Below are 12,288 nucleotides of genomic sequence, written 5' to 3' on the forward strand. Positions count from 1 at the left end.
TGCTGGCGCCGCGCAGGCCCTTTCCGGGCGTCAGCAGGCTGATCGCCTCGAGAAGGTTGGTCTTGCCCGCCCCGTTGGCGCCGAACAGATAGACGCTGCGCCCCTCCGTCTCGAGGCGCGCCCGCTCGTAGGAGCGAAAGTCCGTCAGGGTCAGGGAAAGCAGTGCGGCCGACGCCATTGAGGCTTCTTAAGCGGTGTCGCCGGCCGACGCCATGGCCGTATCAGCCGACCTTATAGCCACACAGCTTGTTGCCATCGAGATCGCGGAAATAGGCGAAATAGGCCTTGGGCATCCGCTCGCCGGGCGGGCCCTCGCACTTCGCGCCCAGCTCCAGGGCCTTGGCGTGGAAGGCGTCGACCTCCTCGACGGTGTCGAACGCGAAGCCGCCCATCATGCCGTTGCCGATGCAGGCCGGATTGCCGTCGTGCGGGCCAAGCACCCCGAACATGGAGCCATTGCCGCGATAGAGGCGGCCGCCGGACGGATGCTCGAACAGCGGCTTCATGCCGATCGAGCCCAAGAGGCCGTCATAGAAGGCCTTGGCCTTCTCCAGGTCGTTGGAACCGACCGTCAAATAGTTCAGCTTGGCCATGGGCCACCTCCCGTTTTTATACGAAACGGACCTTAGCGGCCTTATGAGTGTTGGCAATAGGACCCTTGCGTCAGCCGCATCAGGGCTCGAATAGGGCCCGATGGCTGTAAACCCAAGCGCCGACATCGGCGAAACGGTCGGTGACGATCGCGCAGGTGCGCACGCGGCCGGACTTCGCGCTGGTGATCCAGCCGGCCCGCTCCAGAACCTTCAAGTGCTTCATGAACGAGGTCAGGGCCATGTCGAACGGCGCGGCCAGCTCGCCGACGCTGGCCGGCCCTTGACCCAGACGGCTCAGGATCGCCCGCCGCGTCGGATCGGCCAGCGCCAAGAAGGTGTCGTCGAGGGAAACGGCGTTGTCAGCCATATGGCTAAGTATGATGAACGGGTCGGACCAAGGCAACAGCAGCGCTTGACGGTCTATTTCATGGCTTCAGGCTGCGACTTTGGGAACAGGGCAAGATGAACCGACTGGCTGACTTACGGGCCGCGCTGTCAGAGGATGCGATCCCAATCGCGAACCTCGTCCAGGCGGCCTATGCGCCGTGGGCGGCGCTGATCGGCCGCCCGCCGTTGCCCATGACGGTCGACTACGGCGAGGCTCTGAAGAACCACCGCTTCGACCTACTGGAGATCAATGGCGAGGTGGTCGCCTTGATCGAGACGACGCCCAGTGGGAACCGATTGTTGATCGTGAATGTCGCCGTCTCGCCAGCCCATCAGGGCAAGGGCCTGGGCGTGCGACTGCTGAAACATGCCGAAGGCTTGGCCGTCGAAGCCGGCCTCGTTGGCGTCCGCCTCTATACAAACCAGCGCTTCGAGAAGAACATCCGTCTCTACGCCGCCCTCGGCTATCGCGTCGACCGCGAGGAAGCGCTGAACGGCGGAATCGCCATCCACATGTCGAAAGACCTGACGTCGGCGGATTGACTATTTCCCCGTCGGCAACCCCAGCACCTTCTGTAAAAACTGGGTCTCGACCTCGCGGCGGCGATCGTTGTTGGCCTTCTTCAGGAAGCCGTGGCCCTCGTCCTTGAACTGCACGTACCAGGTCTCGACGCCCTGGGCGCGCAGCTTGGCGACCACCTGGTCCGACTCCGACTTGGGCACGCGCGGATCGTTCCAGCCCTGCATGACCAGCATCGGCTTGGTGATGTTGCCCACATTGTTCATCGGCGAGATGGTCTCGAAGGCTTTCAACATCTTCGGGTCGCGTTCGTCGCCATATTCGGCCCGTCGCAGGTCGCGGCGATAGGCCTCGGTGTTCTGGAGGAACGAGACGAAGTTGCTGATGCCGTAGCGCTCGATCCCGCCGGCCATGCGGTCGGAATAGCGCGTCATCACGGCCAGCGACATGTAGCCGCCGTAGGACTGGCCGTAGACGACGACGCGGCTGGGATCGAGGTCTGGCTGGGTCTTGATCCAATCCAGCAGCGCGCCGATGTCCTTGACCGAGTCCTCGCGCTTCTCGGCGTTGTCGAGGTTCTGATAGGCCTTGCCGTAGCCGGTCGAGCCGCGAACATTGGTGACGATCACCGCCGCGCCGAGCTCCGCCACCGAATGCTGGTGGAAGGCGTTGAAGGTCGGGCGCGACTGGCCCTCGGGTCCGCCGTGGATGTCGATGATCACCGGCGCCTTCTGGCCGGCGGCCAGCTTGGGCTTGTAGACAAAGGCCGGGATCGAGCGCTTGTCGAACGACGGGTAGCGGACCAGTTCCGGCGTCGCCAGGGCCTTGGGATCAAGACCCCCCAGCTCCGAGGCCGTCCAGCGCTCCAGCTTGCCGTCCATCACCCCCCAGCTCCAGGCGTCGCTGGCCGCCGTCGGCGTGGCCAGGCTGAAGCCCAGCTTCGACCCGTCCGGCGAGAAGGCCAGGCCCGAGACCACGCCGGCGGGCAAGGCCGGCTGAGGCAGGGCGCGGCGGGTGCGGAAGTCCTGCACGACCAGCTTCGAATAGCCGTCCTCGTTGACGACATAGGCCAGCACGCGGCCATCGTCGGACAGGGAGAAATCCTCGATGTCCCAAGGACGTTCGCCCGAAAGGATCACCTTCCCGCCGGTCGCCAGGTCGAATTGCACCAGGCGCGTGAAGTCCGAACCTTCGTCCGACAGCATCAGAAGGCTCTTGCCGTCCGGCGTGAAGATCCCGCGGCTGTAGGCGATCTTGGTCTTTGACGGATTGAGTTCGGTCAGCTTGCCGGTCGCGACGTCCAGCAGCCAGACCTTGGTCTCGTTGATCGAGAAGTAGCGGGCCAACAGCACCGTCTTGCCATCGGGCGACACCGCCACGGGCGAAACCTGACCCTGACCCTTGTGGATCACCTTTGTCGCGCCGGACGCGTCGCGCATCAGGACGTCGAAGTCGGCCGAACCCTTGACCGCCCGCGACCAGACCAGCACCAAACCGTCCTTGGTCCAGACCGGCGACTGGTTGCGCGTGCCCGGCTCGGTCAGCTGGACGGTCTTGCCGTCGGCCGAGCGCAGGAACAGCTGGAACCACTCGTCGCCGCCCGTGTCCTTGGCGAACAGAATCTGGCCGTTCGGCAGGGCGTGGGCTTCGGCGACCGGCTCGTCATAGAAGGTGATCTGCTCGCGGGCGGCGCCCGGCGCGGCCACCACGTGCAGCTGATTGGTGTTGCCAAAGCGCGTGGTGATGATCATGCCGCCGTTCTGGGCCCAGTCGTCGAAGCCCGCCGCGCGAGCGTTCTGGTACTTGGCCAGCCCCTCACGGATCGAAGCCGGCGCGACCGGCACGTTCTCCAGGATCTGGTTGCCGATCTCGCGGCGCTCGACCGTCTGGGCGGGCGCGGGCGCGGGCGCGGCGGCGGCCAACGCCAGGATGGCGGCCGAGGCGGCGAGCAGCTTTTTCATGTCGGACCCCCGAAAGCGAAACGGGCGCCCGAAGGCGCCCGCTCATTAGTTCTTCAACCCAACGACGCGGTCAAACCCGCAGCGGCATCAGCACGTACTTGACGCCCGGATCGACCGGGTCGACCACCAGGGTCGGACTAGCCGGGTCGGCGAAGCGGAACTCGGCCTGCGGCCCGGCGATCTGGCCGCAGACGTCCAGCAGGTAGCGGGCGTTGAAGCCGATCTCGAAGGGCTCGCCGTCGTAATCGACCTCGACCTCTTCCACGGCCTGGCCGGCTTCCATGTTGCGGACGGTCAGGGTGATGCGGCCCGGCTCGATGGCCAGCTTCACCGACCGGCTTTTCTCGGCCGAGATGGTGGCCACGCGGTCGACGGCCTTGGCGAACAGGTCGTTGTCCAGCGTCAGGATCTTGGCGTTGTCGCGCGGGATGACGCGCAGATAGTCCGGGAAGGCGCCGTCGATGACCTTTGAGGTCAGAGCGGCCTGGCCGAACTCGAAGCGGACCTTCTGCGGCGACAGCTGGACGTCGACCGTCTCGCCGGCCGATTCCATGAGGCGGCGGGCCTCGGCGATGGTCTTGCGCGGCACGATCACGCCCGGCAGGCCGACCGCGCCCTCCGGCGCCGGCATCTCGGCCAGGGCCAGGCGGTGGCCGTCGGTGGCCACGGCGCGCAGCTTGGTCTCGCCGCCTTCGTTGACCGTGTGGATATAGAGGCCGTTCAGATAGTAGCGCGTCTCTTCGGTCGAGATCGCGAAACGGGTCTTGTCGATCAGCCGCATCAGCTCGTTGGTGTCGACCGCGATGCGGTTCGACAGGCCGTCGCTGCTCATCACCGGGAAGTCGCCAGCCGGCAGCACCGGCAGGTTGAAGCGCGAGCGCCCGGCCTGGATGACCAGGCGCGGATCGTCGCCGCTGAAGGTCAGGCTGACATCGGCGCCGTCGGGCAGCTTGCGGACGATTTCGTAAAGCGTATGGGCCGGGGCGGTGATCTGGCCGGGCACGTCGATCTGGGCCAGGCCCTCGTCGATGATCTCCATGTCCAGGTCGGTGGCCGAGAACGACAACTGATCGCGGTCGGCCGACAGCAGGATGTTGGACAGGATCGGGATGGTGTTGCGGCGCTCGACCACGCTCTGCACATGCCCCAGCGCCTTCAGAAGCGCCGCCCGTTCAATGGTAAGCTTCATAGTCCGGTCCAGATCGTGCGGGCGGATGCAGAATCGCCCGCTACCCCCGTGAAGAATGGACCGCCGACATTATCGTAAAGCGCGGAGGGGGAAAGGGGGCTGGGGCGCGAAAACCGCGCTAGACCTTCGTCCTTTAGGCTTCCGCGACGGACCCGGCGGATCGGCCCATGGCCTTGGTCCTCGCCGACAGCGCGGCGAGGACCAAGGTCTGGAACATCAGGCCTTGGTGTCGAAGGCCCCGCCCGAGCCTTCGCCGTCCGCGCCAGCCCCGGCGTAGGGGTTCGACCCGGCGGAGGACGACTCCGGCGCGGCCGGGCCGGTCGAGCCCTTGGCCGCCACGGCGACCATGGCCGGACGCACCAGGCGGCCCATCAGCTCGTAGCCGGCCTGCAGCACCGAGATCACGCCGCCGGCCGCCACCTCGGTCGAGGGCTGTTCGGTCACGGCCTGATGCAGGTGCGGATCGAACTTCTCGCCCGGAGCGGGGTCGATCTTCTTCAGGCCGTTGCGTTCGAAGGCGCCTTGCAGCTCCTTCTCGGTCATCTCGACGCCGATGATGAAGTTCTTCACCGCCGCGTCGGTCGAGTCCTTGGGGCTGTGGGCCGTGGCGCGCGCGAGGTTGTCGGCCGCGCCCAAGAGGTCACGGGCGAACTTCTGGATCGCGTAGGCGCGCGCGTCGTTCATCTCGCGCTCGGCGCGGCGCTTGGTGTTCTCGGCCTCGGCGGCGTAGCGGAGCGCCTGCTCCTTCAGCTGGGCCACTTCAAGCTTCAGGGCCTCGATTTCCTGCGAGGCGTCGTCCGTTTCGAAGGGCATGTCTTCAGCCGGCGTTTGCTCGTCGGTCATCTCGTAAAGTCCTTATCCATCCATCATGCGGCCGAGCACCCGGGCGGTGTAGTCCACCAGCGGAATGACTCGGGCATAGTTCAATCGCGCTGGCCCGATCACGCCGATCGCGCCCAGCACCTTCTGACGGCCCGTCATATAGGGCGCCGCGATCACCGAGGAACCCGAAAGCGAAAAGAGTCGCGTTTCGGCCCCGATAAAGATGCGGACCGCCTCGGCCTGGCGAACGTCGTCGAGCAGGCCAATGAGCTGTCCCTTCTGCTCGAGATCGTCGAACAGCTGGCGCACCCGGTCGATGTCCTCGCGCGCGCGCGCGTCGGCCAGCAGGTTGGCCTGTCCTCGAACGATCAGCGAGCGCGCGTCGCCCTCGCCCCCGCTCCAGGCGGCGAGGCCCTCCTCGACCAGGCGGGCGGCGGCCTCGTCCAGTTGCCGGCGAGCCACCGCCAGTTCGCCGTCCATCTCGACCCGCGCCTCGGCCAGCGTCCGACCGCGCAGACGGGCGTTCAGGAAGTTGGAGGCCTCGGTCAAGGCCGAGGGCGTCACCCCCGGCGGCTGGCGCATCAGGCGGTTCTCGACCTGGCCGTCCTCGAACACCATCACCGCCAGGGCCTGACCGCCGCCCAGGGGCACGAACTCGACATGCTTGACCCCGCCTTCGCGCACTGGCGTGACCACGATCCCGGCGCCGCCGGCCAGGCCCGACAGGATGGACGAGGCCTCGGCCAGGGCTTCCTCGAACGAGCGGCCCTTGACGGCCAGACGCGCCTCGATGGTCCGCTTGTCGTCCTCGGGCAGGTCGCCGACCTCCAGCAAGCCGTCGACGAACATGCGCAGGCCCGCGTGGGTCGGCATCCGGCCGGCGCTGGTGTGCGGCGCGTCCAGCAGGCCTAGCTGCGCCAGGTCCTGCATGGTGTTGCGGATCGAGGCGGGCGATAGGGCCACCCCGCCCTTGGAGATGGTGCGCGAGCCCACCGGCTCGCCGGTCTCCAGGTACGACTCGACGACGCGGCGGAAGATGTCGCGCGCCCGGGCGTCCAGCTCGGTCAGGCCCGGCGCGGGCACGATCGGCCCTGTGAACAGGTGCGTCATGGGCGGCCTCTCCAGAGCGTGTCGTTTTGGACCCGGTCGGCGAACAAAAGCGGTCGGCCTCTTTCAACTGCGGCTGGCGATAGGATAAGCGGCCAGGCGAACACATTCAAATAGACCGGAGTTCCCCCATGCGTCCGTCCGAACGCGCCCCCGACCAGCTGCGCGCCGTCACGCTGGAAACCGGCGTCAACCGCTACGCCGAGGGCTCGTGCCTGATCGGCTTTGGCCACACCAAGGTGCTGGTCACCGCCACGGTCGAGGAGAGCGTGCCGGGCTGGATGCGCAACAAGGGCGCCGGCTGGGTCACCGCCGAGTACGGAATGCTCCCCCGCGCCACCCACACGCGCGGCCGCCGCGAGGCCGCCGCCGGCAAGCAAACCGGCCGCACCCAGGAGATCCAGCGCCTGATCGGCCGCTCCCTGCGCGCCGTGGTCGACCTGAAGGCTCTGGGCGAGCGCCAGATCACGCTGGACTGCGACGTCGTCCAGGCCGACGGCGGCACCCGCACCGCCTCGATCACCGGCGCCTGGGTGGCCCTGCGCCTGGCGACCCGCTACCTGCTCGACGAGGGCGTCCTGAAGACCGATCCCATCCTGGGCCAGGTGGCCGCCGTCTCGTGCGGCGTGTTCAACAACGTGCCGGTGCTGGATCTGGACTACGAAGAAGACTCCAGCGCCGAGGCCGACAGCAACTTCGTGCTGACCGGGGCCGGCGACATCGTCGAGATCCAGGCCACCGGCGAGAAGCGGGGCTTCACCCGCGCCGAGTTCGAGACCCTGTACGGGCTGGCCGAAAAGGGCATCAACGAGCTGTTCGTCCTGCAGCGCCAGGCCATCGGCGCGTAGACGCGCCCCTTGCCGGGATGGGCTAACGGACCCAGATTCCCTGAACCACGAGGTTTTAGAGGAGTCCGCCGTGCCCACCCCGTTCAAAGGCTATGAAGTCGAAGCGCGCCTGCGGCCATCGGCCGAGGCCTATCGCTTCGACCTCGACCAGGCGCTGGCCGCGGTCGTGGCCTTGGAGGCGCACGCGCCGGCCGACGCCTACACCGCCCAGATCCTGGGAACCGAGCGCATCGGCAACGGCGTCGTGGTGGGTCCCAGCGGTCTCGTTCTGACGATGGCCTATCTGATCACCGAGGCCGAAGAGGTCTTCCTGACCCGCAACGACGGCCGCCGCGTGCCCGCCCACGTGCTGGGCCTGGACGCTCGATCGGGCCTCGGCCTTGTCCAGGCCCTCGAGCCGCTGGATCTGCCGGTGCTGACCATCGGCCATTCGCGCGGACTGGAAGACGGGGCCCCCGTGGTCGTCGCCGGGGCCGGCGGCCGCGCCCACGCCATGGCCGGCAAGATCCTGGCCCGCATCCCCTTCTCCGGCTATTGGGAATACAAGCTGGACGAGGCCCTGATCACCGCGCCGGCTCACCCGCACTGGAGCGGCGCGGCCCTGATCGGTCCCAAGGGCGACTTGGTGGGCCTGGGTTCGCTCAGCCTGGAGGGCCGCGACGCCCAGGGCGAGGCGAGGCCCATCAACATGTTCGTGCCGGCCGAACTGCTGCCGCCGATCCTCGACGACCTGGCGCGCGGCAAGACTCCTCACCCGCCCCGTCCGTGGCTGGGCGTCTTCGCCCAGGAACTGGAGAACCACGTGGTCATCGTCGGCGTCTCGCCCAAGGGCCCGGCCGCCCGCGCCGAGCTGCGCGCCGGCGACCTGATCCTGGAGGTCGACGGCCACGCGGTGTCGGACCTGGCCGAATTCTACGATCGCCTGTGGGACCTGGGCGAGGCCGGCGTCACCGTGCCGCTGAAGGTGCTGCGCGAAGGCGACGCCTTCGAACTGGAGGTGCGCTCGATGGACCGCAACGCGCTGCTGAAGAAGCGGCGGCTGAACTGAGGACGCGCCCCAGTTGCCAGGATGGCGATCCTCATTCTAGACGGGATCGCATGACCGACAAACCTGGCCCTTGGGATCTTCCGGACGCCCCACCCTCACCGCCGGCCGCGACGCCCGCCGCTCCGCGCGACCGTCTCTGGCTGTGGCTGGGCGCCCTGGCCGCCGTCGGGGTGCTCATCGCCGCCCTGGCCCACGCCTATCCGGAAGCCTTGCGGAGCGGGGACGACAAGGTCGAGCTGGTCTATCGTCTGATGCTGGTGCTGCTGGTGTCTGGCGGCCTTTTGCGCGCCGCGCGGCGGCCGTTGACCCGTCACCTGAAGCACGCGGTGATCTGGATGGCCGCCTTCGCGGTGCTGGCCTTCGGTTACGCCTATCGGACCGAGTTGGCCGACGCGCCGCGCCGGCTGCGGATGGCGTTCAATATCGGCGCGCCGATCCAGGTCGACGAGCGCACCCTCGTGGTCCCGCAGAGCGACGACGGCGCCTATGTGGTCGATGGCCTGGTCAACGGCCAGCGCGTGCGGTTCACGGTCGACACCGGCTCGACCGACACCGTGCTCAGCCCCGACGACGCCCGCCGGCTGGGCGTGGCGGTCGACAAGCTGGACTACGCCTACAAGGCCGAGACCGCCAACGGGACGGGCTATGGCGCGGTCTTCGCGGCCAAGAGCCTGGAGATCGGGTCGATCCGGCTGCGGGACGTGCCTTTGATGGTCAACAAGACCCCGATGAGCCAGTCGCTGCTCGGGATGAGCTTCCTGAAACGCTTGGACGCGTTCGAATTCCGCGGGCGCACCCTGGTGCTGAAGTGGCGCGAGGACGACCAGGGACGGGCGCTTTAGAGGGCGTTCTAGCGGTTTAACCGCTCACACTTAAACCTAACGCATCCCTAGAGCGTGAGGCTGAAAGTGGGAACCGGTTTCAGCTTATCTCACGCTCTAAACATTTGATTTAGAGTCTTTTTAACGCCTGAAATCGATTCCGATTTCAGGCTAAAGGCTCTAGGCTTCGTCTTCATCGTGCCCGCCGGGCGGGCCGCTTTCGAAGGTCAGCAGGTCGCCCGGCTGACAGCCCAGTTCGCGGCAAAGCGCGTCCAGGGTCGAGAACCGCACCGCGCGGGCCTTGCCGGTCTTGAGGATCGAGAGGTTGGCGATGGTCACGCCCACCCGGTCGGAAAGCTCGGTGAGCGACATGCGACGATCCAGCAAGACGCGGTCGAGGTTCACGCGGACGGGCATTCGACGGCACTCCGGATCAGATCGTGAGTTCGGCTTCGCGGCGAAGGCGGGCGCCTTCGCGGAACACCTCGGCCAGGACGAAGACCACCAGCACCGAGAACCAGGCGGTCAGGGTGAAGCTGTCGTCGATGACCTTGGCCTTGGGCGCCAGCCAGCGCGCCATGCCCGAAAAGACGTAGCGGCCGATCTCCAGCCCGCCCAGGACGAGGCCGATCAGACGCAGACGCACGACATTGTCGGGATGGAAGGGGTCGCCGGCGGTCAGGGTGGCGAAGATCTTGCGCAGCCGCTCGACGATGACCATCCAGCCGCCCAGCAGCAACGCCCAGGCGGCCAGGGCGCCGGCGAACAGCGGGCCGTCGCGGCTGATGGCCTGCACGGCGTCGCTGATCGGCAACACCTGGGCCAGCAGTTCGGGATTGAAGCTGAACAGCAGGGCGACCAGCGTGAACAGCGACAGAAGGCTCACGAAGATCCACAGCCCGACATAGATCACGTCGAGGATGATCTTCAGAAAACTCGATACCGAGCCAGGCCCCAAGGCGCGCATGGCTGCTCCCCGACAGCGACGCTAAGCAATTTGCCCCGCGTCGCGGGAGGCGTCAAAAACAGCGGCCCCCGGGACCCTGGAAACGCGATCCGCCGTTAAAGCGTCTGCACCACGAACGCCACGGCCGACACCGGAACCGCCACGATCAGGGCGACGGTGATCGCGGTCATGATGACCTTGTCGGCGATGCTGAACAGGCGGGCGGCGGACATCGTGTTTTCCAGCTCGAGAGGCGTGGCCAGGGTCGATCCATTCGGCCCCTATCCACAGGATCAACAGATAGGGGCCAATTCCGGTTCCGCCAATCTCGATTATCGAAAAACGATATTAAACTCCGGTAATGATGCCTGTGGGCAAATCGGAGTTGCCTTTAGGTCACAGTCACGCTCGTCGCCACCATCGAGGCGCGCTTGGAAACCCGCTCGAACCAGTTGGCCAAGGCTGGCCGCCCCTCCCGCCAGTCGCTGACCTTGCGAGCATCCTGGTAGTCCAGCTGCACGGCCACGGCGATCTCGCCGATCGCGAAGCGGTCCGAGGAGAGGGCGCCTTCGGCGACAGCGGCTTCGAAGAGGTTCAGCGTCGCGGCGACGGCGCGGCCCTGGCGCTCGAAAAGGTCCTGACGGTGTTCGGCCTCGGGCCGCATCCGCTCGCGAACGATCATCACCGAGGCGTCGCCCAGCCCGTCGGCCGCCGCTTCCAGGGTCAGCGCCCGGCGGCGGTCGGGCTGGGCCTCGGGGATCAGGCGCGGCGCGGCCAGTCCATCCACATAGTCGGTGATGACGCCGGAATCATAGATCGCCTCGCCGTCGTCCAGGATCAGGGCCGGCACCTTGCACAGCGGGTTCTGGGCCCGCAGCGACTCGTCCTGGAACGGCGAGACCACCTCGAGCGTGAAGCGGTCCGACAACCCTTTTTCGATGGCCAGCACGCGAACCTTGCGCGCGAAGGGTGAAAGTGGCGAGTAAAGGAGCCGCATCAGGTGATTTTCCCGGAGTGAAGACATGGCGCTGAAGCTTGAGATCGGGTCGAAGCTTGTGGCCGCCACGCACAATCCTGGCAAGGTCCCGGAGATCGCGGCCCTGCTGGACGGCCGCTTCGAGATCGTAACGGCCGGACAGCTGGGCCTGCCCGAGCCCGAAGAGACCGAGAGCACCTTCGTCGGCAACGCCCTGCTGAAGGCGCGCCACGCGGCGGATCTTTCGGGCCTGCCGGCCATCGCCGACGACTCGGGCCTGTCGGTCAAGGCGCTGGACGGCGCGCCGGGGATCTATTCGGCGCGCTGGGCCGGTCCGGGCAAGGACTTCGCCATGGCCATGGACAAGGTCGCCGAGCGTATCGAGGCGACGGGGAGCGAGGACTATTCGGCCTGGTTCACCTCGGCCCTGGCCGTCGCCTGGCCCAACGGGCCGGCCGTGGTGGTCGAGGGACGCGTCGACGGAACCCTGGCGTTCCCCGGGCGCGGAACGTGCGGCTTCGGCTACGATCCGATCTTCGTTCCCGAGGGCCACGACACCACCTTCGGCGAGATGGAGCCGTCGGCCAAGGACGCGATGAGCCACCGCGCCCGCGCCTTCGCCAAACTGAAAGCCGCGTTGTTTGACTGACGCTCCCAAGGACGCCCCTCGGGACGACCTCGGTGTCTACGTCCACTGGCCCTATTGCGCGCGCATCTGCCCCTATTGCGACTTCAACGTCGTCCGCGACCGGGGCAGGACCGACGAGCAGGCGGCCCTGGCCGACGCCATCGTCGCCGATCTGGTCGCCCAGCGCGCCCTGACCGGCGAGCGCCGCCTGCTGTCGATCTTCCTCGGCGGCGGCACGCCGTCGCTGATGGATCCCGCCCAGGTCGCGCGCGTGATCGACACGGCCAAGCGCCTGTGGTCGCCCGCCGAGGACCTGGAGATCAGCCTGGAGGCCAATCCGACCGACGCCGAGGCCGGCCGCTTCGCCGCCCTGGCCGAGGCCGGGGTCCAGCGCCTGTCCCTCGGCGTCCAGGCCCTCGACGACGCCGCGCTGAAGGATATC

General features: G+C 67.3%; 17 protein-coding genes. 6 read left to right on the forward strand and 11 right to left on the reverse strand.

The window, feature by feature from the left end; genetic code table 11:
* From FCU40_RS20855 to FCU40_RS20865, 3 genes are all read right to left on the reverse strand, one after another.
* The coding region (locus FCU40_RS20855) for an AAA family ATPase (RefSeq protein WP_168077585.1) at positions 1–178 on the reverse strand (178 nt) is incomplete at its 3' end.
* Positions 179–221: 43 nt separating this feature from the next.
* The gene (locus FCU40_RS20860; RefSeq protein WP_168077587.1) at positions 222–593 is read right to left on the reverse strand and encodes a VOC family protein; all 372 of its coding nucleotides are present in this window, start codon (positions 591–593) and stop codon (positions 222–224) included.
* A 79-nt stretch (positions 594–672) separates the two neighbouring features.
* The gene (locus FCU40_RS20865) at positions 673–960 is read right to left on the reverse strand and encodes a metalloregulator ArsR/SmtB family transcription factor (protein WP_081612862.1); all 288 of its coding nucleotides are present in this window, start codon (positions 958–960) and stop codon (positions 673–675) included.
* A gap of 95 nt (positions 961–1,055) precedes the next feature.
* Here FCU40_RS20865 and FCU40_RS20870 point away from each other — a divergent pair, with 95 nt between their 5' ends.
* A complete protein-coding gene (locus tag FCU40_RS20870) occupies positions 1,056–1,523 on the forward strand; it encodes a GNAT family N-acetyltransferase (protein ID WP_004615954.1) in 468 nt (155 codons plus the stop codon).
* Here FCU40_RS20870 and FCU40_RS20875 read toward each other — a convergent pair whose 3' ends face one another.
* From FCU40_RS20875 to hrcA, 4 genes are all read right to left on the reverse strand, one after another.
* Complete coding sequence (locus FCU40_RS20875) at positions 1,524–3,461, reverse strand: S9 family peptidase (protein ID WP_168077589.1); 1,938 nt, start codon at positions 3,459–3,461, stop codon at positions 1,524–1,526. It lies immediately after the preceding gene.
* A 70-nt stretch (positions 3,462–3,531) separates the two neighbouring features.
* Entirely contained in the window at positions 3,532–4,650 is a 1,119-nt protein-coding gene (gene dnaN / locus FCU40_RS20880; protein ID WP_004615958.1) for a DNA polymerase III subunit beta, read from the reverse strand.
* A 216-nt stretch (positions 4,651–4,866) separates the two neighbouring features.
* Positions 4,867–5,493, reverse strand: coding sequence for a nucleotide exchange factor GrpE (gene grpE, locus FCU40_RS20885; RefSeq protein WP_168077591.1), 627 nt, complete (start codon positions 5,491–5,493; stop codon positions 4,867–4,869).
* A gap of 12 nt (positions 5,494–5,505) precedes the next feature.
* A complete protein-coding gene (gene hrcA, locus FCU40_RS20890) occupies positions 5,506–6,582 on the reverse strand; it encodes a heat-inducible transcriptional repressor HrcA (RefSeq protein WP_168077593.1) in 1,077 nt (358 codons plus the stop codon).
* A gap of 128 nt (positions 6,583–6,710) precedes the next feature.
* On the opposite strand from hrcA, the gene rph reads away from it, so the two are divergent.
* The 3 genes from rph to FCU40_RS20905 all read left to right on the forward strand — a co-directional run bounded on the left by rph (position 6,711) and on the right by FCU40_RS20905 (position 9,317).
* A complete protein-coding gene (gene rph, locus FCU40_RS20895) occupies positions 6,711–7,427 on the forward strand; it encodes a ribonuclease PH (RefSeq protein ID WP_004615967.1) in 717 nt (238 codons plus the stop codon).
* A 70-nt stretch (positions 7,428–7,497) separates the two neighbouring features.
* Complete coding sequence (locus FCU40_RS20900) at positions 7,498–8,475, forward strand: S1C family serine protease (protein WP_004615969.1); 978 nt, start codon at positions 7,498–7,500, stop codon at positions 8,473–8,475.
* Between the two features lie 50 nt (positions 8,476–8,525).
* The gene (locus FCU40_RS20905; RefSeq protein ID WP_004615971.1) at positions 8,526–9,317 is read left to right on the forward strand and encodes a TIGR02281 family clan AA aspartic protease; all 792 of its coding nucleotides are present in this window, start codon (positions 8,526–8,528) and stop codon (positions 9,315–9,317) included.
* A gap of 159 nt (positions 9,318–9,476) precedes the next feature.
* Here FCU40_RS20905 and FCU40_RS20910 read toward each other — a convergent pair whose 3' ends face one another.
* The 4 genes from FCU40_RS20910 to FCU40_RS20925 all read right to left on the reverse strand — a co-directional run bounded on the left by FCU40_RS20910 (position 9,477) and on the right by FCU40_RS20925 (position 11,239).
* Positions 9,477–9,713, reverse strand: coding sequence for a helix-turn-helix transcriptional regulator (locus FCU40_RS20910; RefSeq protein WP_004615972.1), 237 nt, complete (start codon positions 9,711–9,713; stop codon positions 9,477–9,479).
* Between the two features lie 16 nt (positions 9,714–9,729).
* Entirely contained in the window at positions 9,730–10,263 is a 534-nt protein-coding gene (locus FCU40_RS20915; RefSeq protein WP_004615973.1) for a DUF2975 domain-containing protein, read from the reverse strand.
* A gap of 95 nt (positions 10,264–10,358) precedes the next feature.
* Entirely contained in the window at positions 10,359–10,475 is a 117-nt protein-coding gene (locus FCU40_RS20920; protein WP_004615975.1) for a hypothetical protein, read from the reverse strand.
* Between the two features lie 158 nt (positions 10,476–10,633).
* Positions 10,634–11,239, reverse strand: a complete 606-nt coding sequence (locus FCU40_RS20925; protein WP_168077594.1) for a glutathione S-transferase N-terminal domain-containing protein — start codon at positions 11,237–11,239, stop codon at positions 10,634–10,636.
* 25 nt (positions 11,240–11,264) lie between these two features.
* Between FCU40_RS20925 and rdgB the strand changes: the two genes are divergently transcribed.
* Entirely contained in the window at positions 11,265–11,867 is a 603-nt protein-coding gene (gene rdgB, locus FCU40_RS20930) for an RdgB/HAM1 family non-canonical purine NTP pyrophosphatase (protein ID WP_168077595.1), read from the forward strand.
* Positions 11,860–12,288 (forward strand): radical SAM protein (locus FCU40_RS20935; RefSeq protein ID WP_168077596.1); only part of this gene is annotated, 429 nt, incomplete at its 3' end. The genes rdgB and FCU40_RS20935, both read left to right, overlap by 8 nt.

This window comes from Caulobacter sp. SSI4214 (assembly GCF_012184455.1).
GTDB classification, from domain to species: domain Bacteria; phylum Pseudomonadota; class Alphaproteobacteria; order Caulobacterales; family Caulobacteraceae; genus Caulobacter; species Caulobacter vibrioides_E.